Raw genomic sequence first — 18,939 nt, forward strand, 5'->3', positions numbered from 1 at the left:
CCGTCGGGTGTCGCCCTCAATCCCCCCGTTGCCGCGGGACGGACCCCCGCCCGCCGTACTCCAGGGCCGCCCGCAGCCCGGGGTCCGCGACCGCGCCGAGCCCGCGCACGGCCACTGCGGTCAGCGAGCCCTCACGGCCGCGTTCGCGGTCCAGCGAGTCGAGCAGCCGCTGCCCGTCGGGGGAGGCCCAGGGCGAGTCCCGGTGCCCCTCGAAGCGTGCGATGGCCAGGCAGCCCAGGGCCAGGAGCAGCGGCAGCGCGAACCAGCTCAGCAGCATCGCGGCCGAGGTCCCGTCCGCCGGCACGCAGAACGCGGCCGCCGCCATGGCGAGGACCAGCAGGGCGGCCCGGCGGACCGACCGGATCGCGTCGTACGTCCCCCGCCCGGCCCCGCCGGCCGGCGCGAGACCCGCCGCGCCGAGCCGCTCCGCGAGGGCCCGTACGGCCGCGTCCTCGGCCACGGCCGTACGGATGGACGCCACCGGGGACTGCCCGTCGGGCCCGAACGCGACGAGCGCGGACCGCTCGTGCGGATCGCGCCCGACCGGGTCGAGCACGGTGGCCCAGCCCGTGTGGGCGAGGAGCAGCCGGCGCTGGCGCTGCATGGAGAGCAGCGTCAACTCGGCCACCCGCCGCGGGCCGCCCGCGAGATAGGCGGCCTCGTACAGGTTCAGCTCGTCGTGGTGGTGCGTGATGGCGCCGACGGAGACGGGCTCCGCGGCTTCGGTGGCCGCTCTCAGGAGGCGGGTGCACGCGATCAGCACCCCAGCCCAGGCCAAGAGGAGGAACAGGACCCAGAACATGATCGTTTTTTATAGGACGTCGATGATCCGGGTACCGGGTGCTGCCGATGTGTGAGCACCTCGTGATCGGCCCGTGATGGGCTGTCAGGAACTGCTGCTACAGCTGGAACTGGACGAACCACCGCAACTGGAGCTGCTGGAACAGCTCGAACCGCTGCTCGCGCAACTGCTCGAAGAGGAGCCGCCACTGCTGCCCGAGGACCCGCAACTGCTGCCCGAGGACCCGCAGCTCGAACCGGAGCCGCAGCCGCCGCCCGGGGATCCGCCGCCCGAACCGGAGTCGCTGCCCGCGCACCAGACGACCGGGATCGCCTCCGCGCCCGCCGCCGGCCAGGACGTGTCGGAGCCGGTGGTGTGGTGCCGCGTCGGCCGGGAGCGGGACTGGGCCGCCGCCAGCCGGGTGCCGCGGGCCGCGGGCACGAGCTGCTGCCGCAGGTACGGGTCGTGCAGTCCGCGCAGCCCGAACAGCGCGATCTGTACGTGCGGGGTCCGGTCGCCCAGGTGGTGGGCGCGGATCTCGCGCAGCGCGGCCTGCCCCGCCGGGGTGACCCGCTGCCCGGCCCGCGCGGCGCCCGCGGCGCCCATCACCGTTCCGCCCAGCAGAACGGGGAACACCATCACGGCGAACGGGACCCCGGGCCCGGAGCCCAGGGCGATGGCGAGGAAGGTGAGCGGCAGCGACAGCGGCACCAGCACCCCGCACACCACCGCCTGGGCCACGCCCCAGCGGCGCCACCTGCGCCCGGAACCGGGCGGGGAGATCAGCCCGCGGGCGGCCAGCGCGTCCCCGACCTCCTGGACGGCCGGGTCGAGCATGGCGGCGTACCGCACCTGGTAGAGCCACCCCGAGGGCGCGTCACGGTACGCCTGGAGCACCGCGCGCTCGGCCGGGTCGGAGGCCCGCGCCCCGGGGCGCACCTGGACGATCCCGGGGCCGCCGCCGCCCACCATCCGGGTGTCCACGAGCATCGAGACGAGCGCGGTGTCCACGACGTTGCCCGGGCCGCCCGCGATGAACGCGGCCTCGGAGAGGTCGTGCAGCCGCGGCGCGGGCCCGTGGCCGGCCGGCCGCGAGCTCCGCAGGCCGCGGAAGAGGAGGACGGTGGAGACGATGACGCCGATCCAGACGGCGAGGGCGAGGAGGGTCATGCCGCTCTCCCCGCCAGCGCCCGGGCCCAGCGCACGACGCGGCGCGGCGGCCGCGCCCCGGCCCGGTCCTGCCACCAGGCGGTGAGCCGTCGGCGGGCGGCAGGATCGGCGGGCAGGTCCCGGATCAGCAGGTGCTCGGCGAAGTTCAGCGCGTCGCGGCGGTACCCGGCCGTCATGGGCCGGTGCCGGGCGTACCCGAGGAAGGCCTCGACGTACGCCTCCTCGCCGCCCAGGATCTCGCGCAGCTCGGGCGCCAGTCTGGCCACGATCCCGGCCCGCTTGGCCGCGAGCGCGCGCGACTGCACCCGTACGCGCTGCCGGTCGAAGCCCTCCGGCACGGGCGTCCCGGCCACGAGGGCCGACAGCAGCGCGCCCTGCTCCAGCCGTACGCGGATCCGCGCGGGGCCGGTGTCGACGGCCGCGCCGGACTCCGCCGCGCCGGACCCTGCTGCGGTGGCCCCGGAGGCGCCCGGGCCGCGCCCGGCCCGCGGCTCCCTCGCGGGGGCGTCGGCGCCGACCACGCCCCGGATGCGCAGCAGTTCGTCCGCGAGCTCCGCCTCCGGCGGGAAGTCGTCGTCCCGCTCCAGCAGCACTCCCGGCGGGTCCACCCGCCGGCGCAGCTCCGCCAGGACGTCCAGCACCACCGGCGGGACCGGGTGCGCGTGGGTGTCGTGCCAGACGCCGCCCCGCTGCACCCCGCCCGCCACGTGGACGTACGCGAGCGCCTCCAGGGGGATCGAGTCCAGCACGGCCGACGGGTCCTCGCCCCGGTTGACCCGGTTGGTGTGCAGGTTGGCCACGTCGATGAGCAGCCGCACCCCCGTCCGCTCGACCAGCTCGGACAGGAACTGCCCCTCCGTCAGCTCCTCCCCGGGCCAGGAGACCAGGGCGGCGATGTTCTCCAGCGCCAGCGGCACGGGCAGCGCGTCCTGGGCGATCCGCACGTTCTCGCAGAGCACGTCCAGCGCGTCCCGGGTCCGCGGCACGGGCAGCAGGTGGCCGGCCTCCAGCTCGGGCGAGGAGGTCCGTACGAAGGCGATGTGCTCGGTCACCAGCGGCGCCCCCAGCGCCACCGCCCGCTCGCCCAGCGCGGCCAGCTTCTCCGCGTCCGGCCGGTCGGCGCCGCCGATCCCCAGCGAGACGCCGTGCGGCACCATGCGGACCCCGCGCTCGCGCAGCCGCAGCAGCGAGGCCGGCAGGTGTCCCGGGCAGATGTTCTCGGCCACCACCTCGACCCAGTCCAGGTCCGGCAGCCGTTCGACCGCTTCCGCGATCTCCGGCCGCCAGCCGATGCCCACCCCCAGGTGTGCCATGGGCTTCATGTCCCCTCGCCCCCCCTCGTCGATCCTCGACGGTACTGATCGGTCGTGTGCCGATGTCATGGCCCGGACGGAGTCGGGCCAACCGTCGGAGGGGACGTTCAGAGCAACATTTGAGGTTCCCGGGGACTTCGGCGACGGGCCCTACAGCCGCGCCCGCAGTGCCGGGTGGTCGGCGACCACCGTGGCGCTGCCCGGCGCGATCTCCGTGAACCCCGCGTCCCGCACCAGCGGCAGCCCGCTCCCGCTCAGCTCCGCCCACCGCTCGCGCGCGGCGGTCCGTACGGCCAGCCGGAAGCCGGACTCCCGCCAGGCGGCCCGCTCCGCGCCGGTCAGCTCCCACCAGGCGAGCTGCGCGGCGTGCCCGGCCTGGGCCATCGCCTTGCCGGCCGACATCTCCAGGTCCGGGTTGAGCCACAGCACCACGGTCCCGTCCGCCGGCGGGGCGGGCGCCTGCGGGTCGTCCAGGTCGGTGCCCGACACCTGGAGCTTGGCGAGCTCCTTGGGCCAGCCGTCCAGGGGCACCGGCGGGAAGACCCGTACCTCCGAGGTGTCACCGTGCACCGTGATGCCGGGCAGCGTGCCGGCCTTGCGCCACTCCGCCCCGCGGGCCCGCCGGACCACCTTGCGGATCCGCGCGTCCTGCCAGTCCCGTACGGCCTCGGCCCACTCGCCCTCGCCGGCCGCCCGCTCGTCGCTCAGCAGCACCAGCACCGCGCGCGCCGCTGTCTCCAGCGCATCGGTGCGGGCCGGCGGCTCGGCCTTCTCGATGCGTACGACCAGGGGGAGGACGAACTGGGGCGCCTCGTCGCGCAGGGCGTGTTCCTGGCGGAAGGGGCTGTCGGCCCCGACCGCCGGTACGGCTGTGGTGTCGTTGGTGTGCTGGCTGCTCATCCGCCCAAGGATGCCAGCCTCCGCCTTCAGGAGGATGCCGCAGGGGTCCCGGCCAGGTGAGGATCGTCCCCATGAAGAGTGATCTTATCGACGCACTCGCCGTGTCCCCCGCAAGTCGTGTCGTATAGGGGCCCGCTGGAGCCCGGGCCGGTGTCTCGTACGGTGCGGGTCCCGGTGTCGCATTCGAGCGTGGCGAAGACCCTACCACCGTGGCGGGCGTCACACTCGATGGAGTGAGGGGGCGCTGCGGTCTGTGTAGGTAGGGCCAGCACAACCAGATCCTGGCCGTCGTCGGCGGCGGCGATCAAACCACCGGGGGTCGGCCCAGCTGGGTCATCCGCCACACGGTTCGCCAGCGGATGGGTCGCCTTGGCGGGCAGGGCACCCGCACGCCTTCGAAGAAGCCGGCCCACCAGGCGGCCAGGCCGGACAGCGGGGGCCGCTGCGCGATCGTGTATGCGGCCCACGTCCCGAGGTAGACCGGGACCAGGACGGCGGGCAGGTGCCGTTTGGCCAGCCAGACCCGGTTCCGGCCGGTGTTGCGGTAGTACACCGCGTGCCGGGACGCTTCCGTACGCGGGTGTTGCAGCACCATGTCGGCCCGATAGTCGACATCCCAGCCGGCGTCGAGTGCCCGCCAGGCGAAGTCCGTTTCCTCGTGGGCGTAGAAGAACTTGGTGGGGAAGTCGCCTACCTGGTCGATGACGCTCATGCGGATGGCGTGGCCGCCGCCGAGGAACGTCGTCACCGGCCCGGACACCAGCGGGTTCTTGCCGCCCAGGCGGGGGACATGCCTGCGCTGACTCGCTCCGGTCTCATCCGCGATGCGGAAGCCCGCGATACCCAGGCGGGGCCTTCCGGCGAACGCCTCCCGGACCAGCCGGAAGGTGTCGGTGCGGGGCAGCAGGCCGTCGTCGTCCAGGACCACGACGACGTCCACGCCGCCCCGCTCGCGCAGCCAGGCCACGCCGGCGTTCCGGCCGCCGGGGATGCCCAGGTTCTCCGGCAACTCCACACCGTCCACGCCGTCCGGGAGGGGTGGGAGTTTTACGCCCTGGCCGAGGACGACGACGGTTGCCGGATCGCCTTCCTGGGCGGCCACCGAGTCCAGCAGGGCCCGCAGCTCTGCGGGCCGATCGCCCATGGTCAGGACCACAACCCCGATCTTCGGCATTCTGTTGCTGTTCCTCTCACACGTGGTTTCGCAGTAGTTCGGTCGCGCGCTGGTCCAGGCTGGCCGCGCCGGCCACACCGCGCTTGCGGTACCGGGTCGCCGCCGCCTGGATTTCCCTGACCGCCTGCCTGTTGCGGTCGGAGACCACGCCGCCCATGAAGTCCAGCGACCGGGCCCAAAGGCCCACGGCCTCTTCGTGCCGGTGCTGCCCGGCCACCGATCGCCCCAAGTTGGCCATGGTCAGCCCGTGCTTGAGCTGGTACGTGCCCGGTGCGCGGCCCGCCAGGGCCCGCCGGTAGTGCCGCCCCGCAGCACGGTGGTCGTTCATCGCGGTCAGGGTCTTTCCCATGTGGGAGGCGACCGTGGCCACTACCGGGCCCGAGGCGGCGGCGTAGGCGGGGACAGGGTCCCGGGTGTCTGTCACGGCGTCCTCGGCGGCCAGCAGGGCACGTGCCGCCCTGGCGCCTTGCCCGCCGGCCCCGTAGGCGCGGGCGCACGTCACCAGGAGCAGGGCCTCGGTCTGCCGGTCGACCTTCCCCGCCGCCCTGCCCAGGGCGGCTTCGGCCAGCTCCGGACAAGAGCGGGGGTGGCCCAGGTCAAGTGCCTGATGGGTCAGGGCCCGCATCATCCACGCGGCATGGCCGTTCGGGTCGGCCTCACAGGCCAGCTGATAGCCCAGCAGGTAGTACCGCTGTGCGGCGCCCTCCCGGCCGAGGTCGTGGTGTTTCCACCCGACCAGGCAGGCCAGCTGGGCCGCCGCCGCGAACGCCTCGGAGCGGACCGTGGCGGAGGGGAACCGGGCGGTGAGCATCGGGGCGACGGTGTCGGTGAGGTAGGCGGTGACGGTGGTCAGGCCGTGGCCGCCGCCCATGCGTTCGTCCACGCTGCGGAACGTCTCGGTGAGCTGGCGGACGGTGCTCACCTCGGTGGGGCCGACACTGCCGCCGCTCTCGGCGGCTCGGAGCGTCGCGGCGACCGCTTCGTGGTCGTAGGCCAGGGGCAGGCCGACGGCGGCGGCGGTGAACGCGGCGCCGAGGAAGTCACGGCGACGTTGCATGACGGATCTCCCGAGATCGGCGATGGCGGCCAGCGGATCGGCCTCCAGGACGCCACCGATGACAGCGGAGCCTAGACCGATCTCGGCGACCGTCACCCGCCGCTTCGTCCGTCTCGTCAGGGCCTCGGCGATGTAGAACGGCGTCTGGCCGGAGGGTGTACCCCCTGCAACCCAGTAGGCGACGGCCGACGGCCCGGTACTCAACCGCTGGCCGGCCTCGGCCGCCACAGAGCGGATCTCCCTGGCCAGCGCGTAGTACGTGGCCCCGGACTCGGCGATCACGTCCGCTAACGCGCTGTTCGGTGTCCGGTCCCCTGCCAATGTCGGCCCCCTCGGAAACGATCTTGAACGGGTTGAACGGGTTGCCACTTCGCCCACGGTACTCACTTTCCGTGCTGGGGCGTTCACTGTTCATCAGCCCGCCCGGGGCTGCACCACCGCTCCTTCCGGTGGAGCCCACCCCTGGCCCGGGCGGTGCCCGCCGGGGTGGCGGGGAGGCGGTCCCAAGCCGGACCGGTCGCAACCTCCCCGTCGCCCCCTTCCGCCGAATCCGAGGAGACCATCGTGACGTTGACCGACGCTGACCTGTCCGCCGCCCTCGCCGGCTCAACCGTGGTGGTCACCGGGGGCGGGGGCTTGGTCGGCTCCCGCATCACCGCCCGACTTCGCGCGGCCGGGGCCCGCGTGATCGCCGTGGGCAAGCTCGACGCCTACCCCGCCGCCGTCTACGCCGACCTGTTCGGCGTCCACACCACCGACCGGGACACCATCGTGGGCGACATCGCCGACGCGACCCTGATGGACCACGTCGTCCGGGAAGCGGACTACGTGATCCATGCCGCCGCCGTCGCCGACGTGGCCGCCTGCACCCGCAACCCGATGGCCGCGATCCAGACCAATGTCACAGGTACCCAGGTCCTCCTGGACGCGGTCCGCCGCTGCAACGCCCGGGTACGCCGGTTCGTGTTCGTCTCCTCGGCGGCCGTCTACGGCAACGGCGACCCCAAGCGCCACGACGTGCAGACATGGAACGAAGACCAGCCCCTGGCGCCGCTCTCGGTGTACGCGAACACGAAGGCGTGGGGTGAGGCGCAGACCATGCTCGTGCTGGGCAAGGCCAACGTCTCCCATACCTCGGTCCGCTACTTCTCCGTCTACGGCGAACCGCAGACCGTCAAGGAGGGATCGCACTCCTGGGTGGTCGCCTGGATGGCGATGCGCGCGAAGCTCGGCCTTCCCCTGCACCTGAACGGCGGCGGCCGACAGGTCCGCGACTTCGTCCACGTCGAAGACATCTCCGAAGCCACCATCCGCGCCATGCTCGCCCCCGGCGCCGACCGGCAGACCCTCAACATCGGCACCGGCCAGGCCACATCCATCGCCGACGTAGCCCAGCTCATCCGCAACCACTACCCCGACGCCGAGTTCCAAGACCGGCCGCTGCCCGAGGGCGACCCGCTCGGCGGGACGGCCCACACGGCCCGCATGACCGCCGCCCTGGACTGGGAGCCCCGGATCACAGCGGCCGAGGGCGTGGCCCGCTACGTCGCCTGGCTCGACAACACCCCCGCCGCCCTGCCCGACTTCCTGCGCCGTGAGGCCGCCGAAGCCGCCTGAACCACCCGCCCCGACGACGACCAGGAGCAAGCCAGGTGCCCGAGTCCATCCGTATCGGTGACTACGTCCGCCCCCCGACCGCGTCCGGCCTGGACGCCACCGGATACGCCAAGATCGGCGAGTTCGAGCTGTCCGACTTCCTCACCCGCTGGGACGCTCTCCATGACGACGCCCTACAGGTTGTGCCCGAGCGGATCCACCCCACTGCGCAGATCCACCCCACTGCGATCATCGGCGAAGACGCCATCATCGGGCCGGGGGTCCGCGTTCACGAGTTCTCGACCGTCCGCAAGCGGTCCGTGCTCGCCGCCGGCGTGTCCGTGGGCTTCGGGTGCGAAGTGACCCACTCCTTCGTGGGGGAGAACGCTGTTCTCGGCCACCAGGTCGGCGTCGGGCACTCCATCATCGGGACCGACGCCCACCTGTCCGCGAACCTCGTGATCGCGGCGATCAGCTTGTGGAACTACGACATGCGCGTACCCATCAAGGAAATCGCCCTGCACGGCCCCGGCGACGAACCGCCCTACCGGTGCACCACGTCCCAGTTCGGCGGCCTGATCGGCGACCACGTCCAGACCGGCAGCATGATCACCCTCGGCCCCGGCATCGCCGTGGGCCGGCACTCGACCATCGCCGCGAGCGTCTGCATGGGCAGCACCATCGTTCCCCCGGCCAGCGTCGTACGGTCGTCTTCACCCGAAGTGATCATCGAGCCCCGCCGGATCTGACCGCCGTCCCCGCCGACTCCCGCCCCGGCGGGCCCGCCTGTGGGCCTCGGTCCAGCGGGGCCGTGCCCACTCTGCCCGCACCGCGGCGGAGTATCCCGAGGCCGGCGCCCGAGGCCGGCGCCCGGGTCCGGGAGATCCTCGCGCAGCGGCCCGGCGCGGCCTGACCGCCCGGGTACGCGAAGGGCCCCACCAGAACCCAAGACCTGGTGGGGCCCCTTCTGCTGACCTGGGAGGGTCGTTGTGCCAGTCCCGGCTACGCGGGACCGGTACGGCCGCCCAGCGGCAACGTGCGGACGTTCCCGGCGCCGTCCAGGGCCTTACGGAGCCGCTCGATTTCCTCGTACTGCGCGGCCAGCTGCGACACGGCCATCGTGCGGAACACCGTCAGTTCCGCGATGGTGTCCCGGTTGGCCGCCAGCCGCTCCCGCAGACCGGCATTTTCGGCCTTCAGACGCTCTATCTGGGCGTCCCGGGGGTCGATGATCTCCCCGGCTTCCTGCGCGGCCCTCACGCGCCGCTCGAACTCCTCCGCCAGGTGCTGGTACGGGCCGGGCCGCTCGTTCCCGGCCCGGTCCTTCTTCGGGTAGAAGCCGGTGCGGGTCACGCCTGCCTCGGCGGCCAGGGTCTTCAAGTCGCACCGGCCGCCGCGCGGGAGTTCACCCCGGAGTAGCCGGTCCATCGCGGCCCGGATCGCTCCCTCGTTGTGCTGCTTCGTCTCCTCGGAGATCCGGGCCACGTCAGGCTCCTTCCTGGGCCGGGCCGGTCCCGGCGGCGTCGATTTCGTCCAGTACCCGGAGCGATCTGTCCAGGTCGGCCCGGACACGGTCCCGTTCGGCCTTGTGGCCCCGGGGGATGGAGCCGAGGAACACGCGCGTCCTCTCGGCGTTGTCAGCCCACACCTTCCGGTGGACCGGGTGGTGGGTGGCCTGCGGGCACCGTGCGGAGTCGCACATCCCCGCCATAGGCTTGGAGTCCGCGGTGACCGGAGCCCCGGCGATCTTCAAGCACAGGGCCTTATGGGGGTCCTTGAACCAGCAATAGTTCGCGGCGCCGGCGTGGAGGAACTGGGACTGGCTTCGCAGGAGGTTGACCAGCTGCCGGTCCGACCCCAGCACCTTGGGTTCCCCGGCCTGGTGATCGGCCAGGGCGGCGTCCACGTGCGTGAACGCGGCGATCACGTCCCGGGCCCCGGGGCCGGACGGCATGATGCCGGCCTGGAACTCCCGGAACGCGGTGGCGGTCAGCTCCAGGTGGTGCTTCGCCTCCTCCTCCCCGACCTCGGCCAGGAAGATGCCTTGTGCGCCGCCGGGACGGTGCGCGTAGCCCTCGGTGGTGGCCACGTGCACATGCTTAAGGTGGATTTTCGCGGCGATCAGGCCGCCGGGCCGGTTGGCCAGCGCCATGGCCAGCGTGCGGCGGAGGTTCCGTGCGTTCACGGGGCCGTCAGGGATCGGTGCCAGTCCGAGGCGGCCGCCTTCGGGGCCGTTGACCCAGGTCCGGAACTGAATGTAGATGTCGGCCGAGGCTGGCCGCTTCCTGCCGAACAGGGCCCCGTTCAAGGATCCGTCCCGCTGGGCGATCCGTGCGGCCAGGCCGACAGCCCGCCAGGCTTCTTCGACCACCACCCACTCCTCCGGGACGCCGCCGAACTCCTGGCCCTTGATCAGTCGGGACGCCAGCCGGTAGCGCATGGCGCCGCTGTACGCGGGGGTGGGCGGGAGACATGAGTCCGTGGACAGCTCTGCCAGCTCACTGGCCCGCATCCCGCTAAGGGCCGCCGTGACGACCAGGCAGGCCCCCTGTACGAGACTGCCGAGGGTTCGAAGTTGCCGGTAGTCGAGTGGTAGCGTCCACGGCGCCGTGCCGTTCCCGTCCGCCCGCTGGACCAGGGCGGCACCGCGGCCGTGGACGGCCGCCACACCTACCTTCGCCGCGGCCTCTTCGATCAGCGGGCGGAGCACTTCCAGGGGCCCGATTTGAATCTCTTTGCTGACCCCGGCATCCCTCCCCAGCTGGTCCAGGTTCACTTCCAGAAGCGGGTCCGAAAGCGACCAGACCCCGCTCCGGACCCGCTGAGTGATCGACCCCCTGTCGAGCTGGGGAAGCGGCACACCGTCACGCACGCAGGCATTCAGGTGCTCCGCGAACCTGTCCCTGTCCCGCTTGGAGAGGGAGTACCGGATGCCGATGGTGGGGCGGGACTCCTTCTGGGCCTGCGCGCGCTCGATCTCCTCCGCGACGTAGGGTCCGAGGGTTTCGACCACCCATAGGGCGGCAGCCATCATCGGCTGGAAGACGTGGTCCGGGACCGGTCCGGAGAGGTTCCCAGCCTGCTTCTTCGCGCCGGCCACCTCGAATACGGACCTGCCCGCCCAGGGGGTGAATCCCGGGGCGTAGGCGTCGTGGGTGAACAGACCGCTGTAGAAGGCCAGGTATTGCACAGGCAGGAGAAGGTTCAAGAGCGTGGAGGGCTGGACGGTCCTGCCGTGCCTGGTGCTGCGGGAGGCGAAGGCCATGTAACGGTCGCAAAGGTTTTGGTCGACGTCAGCCAGGGTGCGGACGCCTTCCGCATGAAGCCAGTTCAGCCAGAGGGCCATACCGCTGATCTGCCCGTACACCGCGCTTACCGCTTTGGGCTTGCGGAACGCGTGCGGCAGCACGGCCACGTGCTCATCCTGCGGCGCGAGGAGGGCCAGGATCATCTCCTTCGCTACGGTCCTCCACGCCGGGTTCACGATCCGGCGGAAGTCCCAGCGCAGGGCGGTGGGGGTGAGTGACTTCGGGGCCCGGGCCAGTCCCGTCATATCCCATAGGTCGTCATCGAACAGGGGGCCGCGGTTCCCGTGTGGCATCTCCAGCTGGGCAACCGTGCAGACGTCCAGCCCTGAGAACGGGGACCGGCGGCCGGTGGCCGCAAGAACGCTGGGCGTCGTCATACGGTCATCTCCTCGGGACGGACGGGAATCTGATCGTCGGTGTCGGCCACGGTGGCCGCCGCGGCCTCCAGCACGGCGGGCGGAAACGCGGGCAGGACCTCCCGGTCCAGGTGGTCGGCGTACGGGCCGAACACCGCGACGAATTCGGCGGTGGTCATCTGCCGGTACTGCCGGGCGAAGAACGCGCGGAGCCGCAGCAGGTTGGCCGCGTGGCGGGGCATGAACACGGCGAGAGGGCACAGGAGGCACACCCACGGCCGGGCCGGACAGGGCTTTCCTGCCGGCCCGTGAAGGCCGGACAGGGGGTCCTTGCACGACGCGGTGAACACGTCGCGTTCCCCGGCCATGAGTTCGGACAGGGCACCGTCAGTGAGGCCGAGCCGGGCCGCCTCCGCGGGGAGGTCGGCGGCCGCTTCCTGGGTGAGAACCGTCGGGGGGAGGGCTCGCCGGAGGATGTCCGCCTGGCTCTCCTCAATGATCGTTTCTACTGCGTCCATCTGTGCCGGGGTTTGCGCGGTCAGGTATCGGTCCCCCTCCACGGCGGCGGAGTGGTTGGGGTCGATGGCCGTATTCCCCGTCCATCCCTTGCGGCTCAGGGTGTTCAAGTAGGTCGTCCGAATACGTGACGGGTGAAGCTGCAACGGCTTTCCGGTGTCGTCCAGCAGCCCCATGCGGGCCACCAGCCCGGTGTCCTTGGCCCGCAGGTTGGTCCCGTCCGGGTCTGGTCCGCTGACGACGTACCCGCAGCCGCCTGACTCGGCCTTGAAGCGATTCGCCCGGAGCCGGAGCCAGAGTTCGTCGCGGACCTCGGGGCGGGCGTGCTTGCGCAGGAGGGCCGAGTGTTCTAGCCATCGTTCGATCAGGCGGACCGCTCGGCCGGTGAGCTTGACCGACTCCGGACCGCGCCGGCCCTTCACGTAGTCCAGGAGGATGGAGGAGTCTCCAGCCCACGTCACGTCACCGATTCCAAGGCCGGACAGGCCGTCTGGTACAACCCCGCTGTAGACGCCGAGGAGAAGACGGTAGGCGGCAGCGGTGGCGGCTGCCGGATACAGGGCCTCCCGTACGGGAGCCAGCGTCTTGGCCGCTTCAACCCGGTGCCGGTGCCATCCGATGTGCGCGGCGAACGCTTTGCTGGACATGGGCCCGTGCCGGAGGAGTTCCCGGGCGATGTTGGGCGGGGTGAGGCCGGCCACTCGCGGAGCCTCGCCTCCGGCGGCCTCGGCCAGGGCCCGGCGGTGGTCGGCCCAGCTCTCTTCGACCACTTGTTGCAGGGCTTCGGTGATGCGCTGCCACTCTCCCTCCGTGTACGGGGGTAGAGGATCCGGCCGACGGCGGGCCTTGATCAGCTTCCCGTCCAGGTACGGGACGACATCCGGCGGCAGGGTGCCGCTGACCTGGTGGGCGGCGCGGAGCAGGGAGCGGGACAGGTCTGCGTGTTGGACGGTGACGGCCATCCAGAACCGGAACAGAAGGGGGCGGGTCAGCTGGGACAGGCCGCCCGTGAACCCTTCCGCCGCCAGCCAACGGACCATGCCCCGAAGGTAGGAGGCGTAGTGCAGTGCCGTCTTCCGGGTGCCGATCCTTCTGTGGGGGTGGACTAGGGCGGGGAAGGCGGCGGCCAGCTCGGCGGCCAGCTGGTCGTTCGCGGTCCCGTCGAAGCGTGTCCTGTATCGGGTCCCGTCGGGAAAGACGAATTCGACCCGCACGGGGTCGTGGTGCAGGTAGGCGGGCATCAGGCGTCCTCTCCGAACTCTGCGGCAGCCTCGGCCTCGGCGTCATGGTTCGTGCGTCCGGCGGCGGTGTAGGCGTCGCGGTAGATCCGCTGGACGTCCAGGCGCCGGAGGTAGATCTCCGTGGTCGTGACGGAGGAGTGGCCGAGGAGATCCCGAAGGATCATCAGCGGGTCCGTCTTCGTGAGGTAGAGGGCCAGGCCGCCGTCTCCGCCGGTTTCGCTGATCAGCGCGGCGGCCCGCTGGTAGTAGCCCTGGACCAGGGCCTCCAGGGTCTCCATCGCGAAGGTGTGGCGGAGCGTGTGGGCGTGGACCGTGGGGAATCGGGGTTCGTAGCGTTCCCGGATGCGCTGGGAGGTGCGCCGGAGGACGGTGTCCCAGTCCGCGAAGGGGCGGCCGGTGGACTGCACAGCGACGATTGGTGACGTGCCGTCGGTGTTGACCAGGCGGAGGCGTTCGGCCGGTGAGAGGTGCCGCCACCGGGTGCGGTGGCCGTTGATCCGGGCGCCTTCGTGGTCGGGTGCTTCGATGAACAGCGGCGACCCGAGGCGGGCCGGAGGCCGGTAGGGGCCGCGGGTCACAGCGGCGTCCCGGTCCAGCTCGAGGTACTGGTGGACATCGGCAAGGGCCCGGTGGCTGGTCCAGGTGGCGCGTGCCTTTTGTCCCTTGGTCGTGGATTCGGCAAGCGGGAACCAGACCGGGACCGGGGTCCGCCGTGCGGGCAGGGAGGGAAGTTCGTAGGTCAGCAGGTAGGTGAACTCCTGTGCGCGCAGGCCGGTGGCTGTGACCAGGCCGCCCACTGCGGCGTTGCGGGCCAGTTCTCGGCCGCGGAAGGAGTCGTCCGGGACGCCGTCCGGGTCCAGCCCGGCCAGGGCCCGGAGGAAGGTGTCCCGGAACTCCGGCTCCAAGTACTTCATCGTCACGTGGGGCTTCGCGCGGCGGACGGTGGCGGTGTTGCGGCGTGCCTCTATCGCGCCAGCCTCCCTGCTGTAGCGGGTGCCCATGGCGTACGTGAACGGGACCTTCGTGCAGTGGTCGTTGTCGACGGCCCAGGAGTAGAAGCGGGACATCACGTTGACGCGGTGGTTCCAGGTGGCGCCGTCCCATCGGGCTTCGACTGGGCCGGCCAGCCGGTACTCCGCGAAGGCGCCCAGTGCGGCCCGCAGGTCTGCGCGTTCCGCGAAGGGATGCATGGAGCGGGAGGCCAGGAACTCCAGCCAAGATCGCATGGCCTGCGCGTACGAGCGCCAGGACTTCGCGGCCGGCACCCCGCTGATGGGGAGTTCGCGGAGCCAGGCGTTCACCGCGACGGTGGGGCGGGGGCCGTGCTCGTCCTCGAACCGAAGGTCGTCATCAACAAGGACCGGCATGTCCTGGCGAATGAGGGGCTCCCGTCCCAGGTCCCAGGACTCCCAGCCGTCCCGGGTGAAGTAGGTCAGCAACATGCCTAACACCATAGGCAATGAGACGCACTCAAGTAGACTGAATAGAAAGCTAGTTGCACTCCTCTTCTACCGTCTAAAGAGACAAGGTTAAAGTGCAGTGATAAGTGATCTTTTCGCGTCCGAGAACCTGGCCCAGCCGTCTGCCGCTCCCGGGATGAGCCTGCAGAACGCCAAGTCCGTGAAGTACACCGTCAACGGTGAAATGCTGGCCCGTCAGGGCTCGATGGTCGCCTTCCGCGGCAACCTCCAGTTCGAGCGCAAGGGTCAGGGCATAGGCGGCATGCTCAAGCGCGCCGTCACCGGCGAGGGCCTGGCGCTGATGTCCGTACGCGGCCAGGGCGAGGCCTGGTTCGCGCACCAGGCCGGCAACTGCTTCATCATCGACTTCGAGCCCGGCGACGCCCTGACCATCAACGGCCGCAACGTGCTGTGCTTCGACTCGACCCTGGCCTACGAGATCAAGATGGTGAAGGGCGCCGGCATGACCGGCGGCGGGCTCTTCAACAGCCTCTTCACCGGCACCGGCAAGCTCGCCGTCGTCTGCGACGGCAGCCCGATCATCATCCCGGTCACCGCGCAGTCCCCGGTGTTCGTGGACACCGACGCGGTGGTCGGCTGGAGCGCCCGCCTGGAGACGGGTCTGCACCGCTCCCAGTCGGTCGGCTCGATGATCCGCGGCGGTTCCGGCGAGGCCGTCCAGCTGAAGCTGAGCGGCGAGGGCTTCGTCATCGTCCGCCCGAGCGAGGTCACCGAGACCACCGCGGCGCACTGAATGGGAACCGACACGGTGGACGAGAGCCTCCTGCTCGCGGCCCGCTTCGAGGAGCACCGGGCCCATCTGCAAGCGGTGGCCTACCGGATGCTCGGCTCGATCAGCGAGGCCGAGGACGCGGTGCAGGACACCTGGCTGCGCTTCGACCGCACCGACACCAGTGACGTCGAGAACCTGGGCGGGTGGCTCACCACGGTCGCCGCGCGGGTGTGCCTGAACCTCCTGCGTTCGCGCGAGACGCGGCGCGAGGACTCCCTCGACGAGTCCCGCGAGCCCGGTGGGTCCCGGATGCCCGACCCGCTGATCACCCGGGGCGAGGTGATCGACCCCGAGCAGGAGGTCCTGCTGGCCGACTCGGTCGGGCTGGCGCTGATGGTGGTGCTGGAGTCCCTGGCGCCGGCCGAGCGGCTCGCCTTCGTACTGCACGACATGTTCGCCGTGCCGTTCGACGAGATCGCCACGCTGCTCGACAAGACCCCGGCCGCCACCCGGCAGCTCGCGAGCCGGGCCCGCCGCCGGGTGCAGGGGCAGGCCCCGCCGCCGGATCCGGACCTCACCCGCCAGCGCCAGGTCGTCAACGCCTTCTTCGCCGCCACGCGCGACGGGGACTTCGAGGCACTCGTGGCCGTGCTCGACCCGGACGTCGTACTGCGCTCCGACGGCGGTGTCGCGCGGTCCGGGCTCACGGTCGTACTGAACGGGGCGCGGACCGTGGCCGGACAGGCGGTCACGTTCAGCAGCGTGGCGCCGTTCGCCCGCCCGGCGCTGATCAACGGCGCCGCCGGGGTCACGGTGGTCGTCGAGGGCCGCCCGATGTCGATCATGGCCTTCATCGTCGCGGACGGGAAGATCCTCGCCATCGACGTGATCGCGGACCCGCACCGGCTGCGCGGGTTCGGCCTGGCCGACGCGGACGCCGACGCCGGGATCTGACGCTCCGCGGCTCGTCCGGCCCGGGGCCGCCGCCGCGCCCGGCGGCGGCCCCGGGTACGCTCGTACGCATGGACCGGTCCGAGCGCGGCGAGTCGTACTGCCGCACCACGGCGGCGCCGACGGCCCCGGCCGGGCGCGTGGACGGGCCGCCGTACGCCGACTGCCTGGAGTGCGGCAAGCCCACCGAGTACGGGGTCGCGACCCCGGGCGTGGTGCTGTGCCCGGTGTGCGAGTGGCAGGAAGCCCAGCGCACGGCCTGCTCCGGCTGAGCCGGGGCCCGGTTCAATTCCCGATGAGCTCGGACACCTTCACGAAGCGGTAGCCGCGCCCCCGCAGCTCCGGAACGATTCTGCGGATGGCTTCCTCGGTGACCGGCGCGGCGCTGCGCGTGCAGTGCATGACCACCACCGAGCCGGGCTTCACCCCGGCGAGCACCTGCTCGGCCACCGCGTCGGGGTCCTTGGCGAAGGCGTCCCCGCTGACCACGTCCCACTGGACCGCCGTGACCCTGGCGGCGGCCAGGGCCCGCAGCGCCTGGTCGTCGTAGCAGCCGCCGGGGAAGCGGAAGTAGGGGACGGTGTTGACGGCCCCCGCCTTGCGGAAGGCGGCGAAGGCCTTGTCCACGTCGGCCCGGGCCGCGGCGCCGTCGAGCGCGGGGAGTCCGTAGCAGGGGGACTTGAAGGCGTGGTGGCTGTACGAGTGGTTCGCGATCTCGAAGTTCGGGTCGGTGCCGATGGACTTCGCCTGGTCCGGGTACTCCTCGGCCCAGCGGCCCGTCATGAAGACGGTCGAGGGCACCTGGAGCGTGCGCAGCGTGGAGATCAGCTGCGGGTTGTCGAAGCGCTCGCCGCCCGCGGCGCGCGGGCCCTGGTCGGAGGTCATGTCGGCGTCGAAGGTCAGTGCCACCGTCTTGTCGGTGTGCTGCTTCGCCCGCTCGAATACGGGGGTCAGGCCGTTCGGGCCGGGGGCCAGGGTCGGGGCCTTGCCGGGTGCGCCCGGCTGCGGGGACGGCGGAGCGGAGGGGCTGGAGGGGGCGGCGGAGGCCGGGGCTGAAGCCGGGGCGGAGGCGGGTGCGGGGGCGGCGGGGGTGCCCATGCGGGCCTGGCTGCCGGCGTCCGACGTACCGGTGCCGCCCCCGCATCCTGCGAGGGCGGCACTGAGAGCTGCGGCGGCGGCCAGGGCCGCCGCTCTACGCGCTGAGATGGTCACATATGAAAAATATATGACTATGTGGCAAGTAGGCGTGCGCGGCACTCGTCCACGTCGAAGTCACCCGCGGGGTACTGCGGAGCGATGGCCTCCAAGTGCTCCAGCAGCAGTTTGCTGATAGCCCAGTTGCGGTACCACTTGCGGTCCGAGGGGACGACGTACCAGGGCGCCGCATCGGTGGAGCACCGCTCCAGCGCCAGCTCGTACGCCTGCTGGTAGGCGGGCCACGCGGCGCGCTCGTCGATGTCGCCCGGGCTGAACTTCCAGTGCTTGTCCGGGTTGTCCAGCCGCTCCATCAGCCGCTTGCGCTGCTCCTCGTAGCTGATGTGGAGGAACACCTTCACCACGGTCACGCCGTCGTCCACGAGGGACTTCTCGAACCGGTTGATCTGCGCGTAGCGGCGGCCCAGCTGACTGCGCGGCACCAGCTCGCGGACGCGGGCGATGAGGACGTCCTCGTAGTGCGAGCGGTCGAAGATGCCGATCTCGCCCGGCTGGGGCAGAGCCTTCATGACGCGCCAGAGGAAGGGGTGGTTCTGCTCCTCGGCGGTGGGCGCCTTGAAGGCCTTGATCCGGCAGCCGGAAGGGTTGAAGAGGCCGATCACGTGCTTGACCGTGCCGCCCTTGCCGCTGGTGTCCATGCCCTGGAGCACGAGCAGGACGCGGCGGCGGTCCCCCGCGGTGCTCGCGGCGTAGAGCCGCTCCTGGAGGGAGGCGAGCCGGTCGGCCAGCTGGGCGGTGGCCGCCACGCCGGCCGCCTTGTCGGTGGGGCCGGCCGGGGTCGCGGCGGGGTGGAGGGCGGCGAGGTCGACGCGCTCGCCGACGGGTACGCGCAGCAGCGGACCCAGCGGGATGCCGGGGCCGGCCTTGCGGGCGCCCTCGGCGGGCCCGGGCTGCTCGGCGGAGATGCGCAGCAGCTCGCGCAGCGAGAGCGGCTTGGCCTGCTCGGCCTTGGCGCCGCCCTCCGGCGCGGGCGCGGGAGAGTCCTTCGACCCCTTGGCCTTCGAAGCCCCGGCCTTCGAAGCCCCGGCCTTCGAAGCCCCGGCCTTCGGACCGGACCCGGCGGGCCCGGCCGCCTTCTCCTGTGCCTTTTCCTGTGCCTTTTCCTGGGCCTTCTCCGTGGCCCTCTTCCCGGGCTTCTTCGCGGGCTTCTTTCCGGGCTCCTTCGCGG

17 protein-coding genes are annotated in these 18,939 nt (G+C 71.8%); 5 read left to right on the forward strand and 12 right to left on the reverse strand.

Going from position 1 to position 18,939, the window contains the following annotated elements; translation table 11 throughout:
* Positions 1-16: 16 nt before the first annotated feature.
* The 6 genes from AB0M99_RS15965 to AB0M99_RS15990 form a co-directional block, all read right to left on the reverse strand.
* Positions 17-802 carry a TIGR04222 domain-containing membrane protein gene (locus tag AB0M99_RS15965; protein ID WP_365920640.1) on the reverse strand — a complete coding sequence of 262 codons (786 nt, stop codon included), beginning with the start codon at positions 800-802 and terminating at the stop codon, positions 17-19.
* An 84-nt stretch (positions 803-886) separates the two neighbouring features.
* A complete protein-coding gene (locus tag AB0M99_RS15970) occupies positions 887-1,951 on the reverse strand; it encodes a TIGR04222 domain-containing membrane protein (RefSeq protein ID WP_365920642.1) in 1,065 nt (354 codons plus the stop codon).
* A complete protein-coding gene (locus AB0M99_RS15975) occupies positions 1,948-3,273 on the reverse strand; it encodes a DUF692 domain-containing protein (RefSeq protein ID WP_365920644.1) in 1,326 nt (441 codons plus the stop codon). The genes AB0M99_RS15970 and AB0M99_RS15975 overlap by 4 nt, the downstream gene beginning before the upstream one ends.
* Positions 3,274-3,414: 141 nt before the next feature.
* Positions 3,415-4,164, reverse strand: a complete 750-nt coding sequence (locus tag AB0M99_RS15980) for an aminoacyl-tRNA hydrolase (protein WP_365920646.1) — start codon at positions 4,162-4,164, stop codon at positions 3,415-3,417.
* Between the two features lie 304 nt (positions 4,165-4,468).
* Positions 4,469-5,338 carry a glycosyltransferase gene (locus tag AB0M99_RS15985; protein WP_365920648.1) on the reverse strand — a complete coding sequence of 290 codons (870 nt, stop codon included), beginning with the start codon at positions 5,336-5,338 and terminating at the stop codon, positions 4,469-4,471.
* A 16-nt stretch (positions 5,339-5,354) separates the two neighbouring features.
* A complete protein-coding gene (locus AB0M99_RS15990; protein WP_365920650.1) occupies positions 5,355-6,716 on the reverse strand; it encodes a tetratricopeptide repeat protein in 1,362 nt (453 codons plus the stop codon).
* Positions 6,717-6,959: 243 nt separating this feature from the next.
* Here AB0M99_RS15990 and AB0M99_RS15995 point away from each other — a divergent pair, with 243 nt between their 5' ends.
* Both AB0M99_RS15995 and AB0M99_RS16000 read left to right on the forward strand, forming a co-directional pair.
* Complete coding sequence (locus AB0M99_RS15995; protein WP_365920652.1) at positions 6,960-8,012, forward strand: NAD-dependent epimerase/dehydratase family protein; 1,053 nt, start codon at positions 6,960-6,962, stop codon at positions 8,010-8,012.
* A gap of 35 nt (positions 8,013-8,047) precedes the next feature.
* A complete protein-coding gene (locus AB0M99_RS16000; RefSeq protein ID WP_365920653.1) occupies positions 8,048-8,740 on the forward strand; it encodes a transferase in 693 nt (230 codons plus the stop codon).
* Positions 8,741-8,993: 253 nt separating this feature from the next.
* Here the strand turns inward: AB0M99_RS16000 and AB0M99_RS16005 are convergent, their stop codons facing one another.
* The 4 genes from AB0M99_RS16005 to AB0M99_RS16020 are packed head-to-tail and all read right to left on the reverse strand — an operon-like array spanning position 8,994 to position 14,854.
* Complete coding sequence (locus tag AB0M99_RS16005) at positions 8,994-9,476, reverse strand: hypothetical protein (RefSeq protein WP_365920655.1); 483 nt, start codon at positions 9,474-9,476, stop codon at positions 8,994-8,996.
* Position 9,477: 1 nt separating this feature from the next.
* A complete protein-coding gene (locus tag AB0M99_RS16010; protein WP_365920657.1) occupies positions 9,478-11,676 on the reverse strand; it encodes a hypothetical protein in 2,199 nt (732 codons plus the stop codon).
* The gene (locus AB0M99_RS16015; protein ID WP_365920659.1) at positions 11,673-13,412 is read right to left on the reverse strand and encodes a hypothetical protein; all 1,740 of its coding nucleotides are present in this window, start codon (positions 13,410-13,412) and stop codon (positions 11,673-11,675) included. The genes AB0M99_RS16010 and AB0M99_RS16015 overlap by 4 nt, the downstream gene beginning before the upstream one ends.
* Positions 13,412-14,854 (reverse strand): site-specific integrase, encoded by a 1,443-nt coding sequence (locus AB0M99_RS16020; RefSeq protein ID WP_365920661.1) that lies wholly within the window; start codon positions 14,852-14,854, stop codon positions 13,412-13,414. The genes AB0M99_RS16015 and AB0M99_RS16020 overlap by 1 nt, the downstream gene beginning before the upstream one ends.
* Positions 14,855-14,951: 97 nt before the next feature.
* Here AB0M99_RS16020 and AB0M99_RS16025 point away from each other — a divergent pair, with 97 nt between their 5' ends.
* From AB0M99_RS16025 to AB0M99_RS16035, 3 genes are all read left to right on the forward strand, one after another.
* Complete coding sequence (locus tag AB0M99_RS16025) at positions 14,952-15,626, forward strand: AIM24 family protein (protein WP_365920663.1); 675 nt, start codon at positions 14,952-14,954, stop codon at positions 15,624-15,626.
* Positions 15,627-16,559 (forward strand): sigma-70 family RNA polymerase sigma factor, encoded by a 933-nt coding sequence (locus tag AB0M99_RS16030; RefSeq protein WP_365920665.1) that lies wholly within the window; start codon positions 15,627-15,629, stop codon positions 16,557-16,559. It abuts the gene before it with no gap.
* A 68-nt stretch (positions 16,560-16,627) separates the two neighbouring features.
* Complete coding sequence (locus AB0M99_RS16035; protein WP_365920667.1) at positions 16,628-16,828, forward strand: hypothetical protein; 201 nt, start codon at positions 16,628-16,630, stop codon at positions 16,826-16,828.
* 13 nt (positions 16,829-16,841) lie between these two features.
* Here AB0M99_RS16035 and AB0M99_RS16040 read toward each other — a convergent pair whose 3' ends face one another.
* Positions 16,842-17,768: a polysaccharide deacetylase family protein gene (locus AB0M99_RS16040; protein WP_365920669.1), complete on the reverse strand. Its 927-nt coding sequence runs from the start codon at positions 17,766-17,768 to the stop codon at positions 16,842-16,844.
* A gap of 17 nt (positions 17,769-17,785) precedes the next feature.
* Positions 17,786-18,622, reverse strand: coding sequence for a PPK2 family polyphosphate kinase (locus AB0M99_RS16045; protein WP_365920701.1), 837 nt, complete (start codon positions 18,620-18,622; stop codon positions 17,786-17,788).
* Positions 18,623-18,939 lie beyond the last annotated feature (317 nt).

This window comes from Streptomyces sp. NPDC051183 (assembly GCF_040682455.1).
Lineage (GTDB): Bacteria > Actinomycetota > Actinomycetes > Streptomycetales > Streptomycetaceae > Streptomyces.

Coding starts and splice junctions, on each gene's coding strand:
- AB0M99_RS15965 (WP_365920640.1), bottom strand. CDS start 802: ATGTTCTGGGTCCTGTTCCTCCTCTTGGCCTGGGCTGGGGTGCTGATC.
- AB0M99_RS15970 (WP_365920642.1), bottom strand. CDS start 1,951: ATGACCCTCCTCGCCCTCGCCGTCTGGATCGGCGTCATCGTCTCCACC.
- AB0M99_RS15975 (WP_365920644.1), bottom strand. CDS start 3,273: ATGAAGCCCATGGCACACCTGGGGGTGGGCATCGGCTGGCGGCCGGAG.
- AB0M99_RS15980 (WP_365920646.1), bottom strand. CDS start 4,164: ATGAGCAGCCAGCACACCAACGACACCACAGCCGTACCGGCGGTCGGG.
- AB0M99_RS15985 (WP_365920648.1), bottom strand. CDS start 5,338: ATGCCGAAGATCGGGGTTGTGGTCCTGACCATGGGCGATCGGCCCGCA.
- AB0M99_RS16010 (WP_365920657.1), bottom strand. CDS start 11,676: ATGACGACGCCCAGCGTTCTTGCGGCCACCGGCCGCCGGTCCCCGTTC.
- AB0M99_RS16015 (WP_365920659.1), bottom strand. CDS start 13,412: ATGCCCGCCTACCTGCACCACGACCCCGTGCGGGTCGAATTCGTCTTT.
- AB0M99_RS16020 (WP_365920661.1), bottom strand. CDS start 14,854: ATGTTGCTGACCTACTTCACCCGGGACGGCTGGGAGTCCTGGGACCTG.
- AB0M99_RS16030 (WP_365920665.1), top strand. CDS start 15,627: ATGGGAACCGACACGGTGGACGAGAGCCTCCTGCTCGCGGCCCGCTTC.
- AB0M99_RS16035 (WP_365920667.1), top strand. CDS start 16,628: ATGGACCGGTCCGAGCGCGGCGAGTCGTACTGCCGCACCACGGCGGCG.